This window comes from Ferruginibacter sp. (genome assembly GCF_031430955.1).
In the GTDB taxonomy this organism is placed as follows: Bacteria; Bacteroidota; Bacteroidia; order Chitinophagales; family Chitinophagaceae; genus Ferruginibacter.
Map to the genome: position 1 here is coordinate 1 of NZ_JANPCM010000289.1, position 1591 is coordinate 1591.

General features: G+C 37.7%; 1 protein-coding gene. It reads left to right on the forward strand.

Translation table 11 applies throughout. From position 1 onward, the window contains the following. A partial coding sequence (locus tag ACY65O_RS08170; protein WP_462220364.1) for a S9 family peptidase occupies positions 1–1591 on the forward strand: 1591 nt, incomplete at both ends.

Genomic DNA, 1591 nt, shown 5'->3' on the forward strand with positions numbered 1-1591 from the left:
GCCCCGACAGCAAAAAAATTGCCTACTTCCGCAGTGATGACAGTAAAGTGCCTGAGTTTATAATTACCGATGGTACCGGCCAGCATGGTTTAGTAGAGAAAACAAGATATCCAAAAGTGGGTGACCCAAACCCCGAAGTAAAAGTAGGTGTTGTATCGCCGGACGGTGGCGCAACTGTGTGGAGCGATTTTAATGAAAAAGATGACCAGTATTTTGGTATGCCTTACTGGAAACCCGATGGCAATACATTATTGGTACAATGGATGAACCGTTTGCAAAATAATCTTATTATTTACGAAGTAAACCCTGCGACTGGTGCTAAAAAAGAATTTTATAACGAAACGCAAAAAACCTGGATTGATTTAGACGATAACGACCGCATTAGTTTTTTAAAAAATGGCAAGGGGTTTATTTTATCCGGCGATGCAACTGGGTGGAAACATTTATATTATTACGACATGAATGGTAAATTAATTAATGCCATTACCAGCGGAAAATTTACTGTTACCGATTTAAATTATGTAGATGAAAAAAATGGCATTGTTTATTTTACTGCAAGAAGTAAAGAAAATTCTGCCACAAGAGATTATTACAGGGTTAATATTGATGGAAAAAAACTGCAACGTTTAACTTTTGGTAATTTCAATCATGCATTTATAAATGCTTCCCCCAACAGCGAATATTTTATTACCACTTATGGCAACAGTACCACACCTAATAAAATGGTATTGGTAAATAATAAAGGAAAAATTATTAAAGAGTTGGGTGATGCAAAAGGAGCAGATTTCGATACCTATAATCTTGCTAAAACGGAATTAATAAGAGTAAAAAGCGATGATGGTTTATATGATTTACCCATGAAAGTTACCTGGCCGGTAAATATGGAAGCCGGAAAAAAATACCCGGTTTTAATTTCTATTTACGGCGGCCCTAATGCAGGTACTGTAAGTGATGCCTTTCAACTAAACGGTACCCAGCAATGGTATGCTAAAGAGGGATTGATACAGGTAGCAATGGATCACCGGGCCAGTGGCCATTTTGGTAAAGAAGGGGTGAATTATATGTATCATAATTTAGGCGATTGGGAGTTGAAAGATTACAGCACCATGGTAAAATGGCTAATAGCTAACGGCAGCGCTGACCCCAAAAAAGTTTGCATTACAGGTTTTAGTTACGGCGGTTATATGAGTTGCCTGGCACTTACAAAATACAGCGATGTATTTACTTATGGTATGGCCGGTGGCAGTGTTACCGACTGGACTTTATACGATACACATTACACCGAACGCTTTATGGGTACACCTGCTAACAATGCAGAAGGTTACAAAACCGGTAATGTGATGAATTATATTGACAAATACAAAGGCGGTTTGCAAATTGTGCATGGCGTAATTGATGATAATGTACACCTGCAAAACAGCCTGCAGCTGATAAGTAAATTGCAGGATGCAAAAAAAGATTTTGAATTTATGATTTACCCCGGAGGAAGACACGGCTGGCCAGGCAATAAAGGTTTGCATTTTCTAAACTTAAAAACAAAATTTATTTACAAATATTTATTAGAGAAAGAAGCGCCAGTGGCTTTAATTAA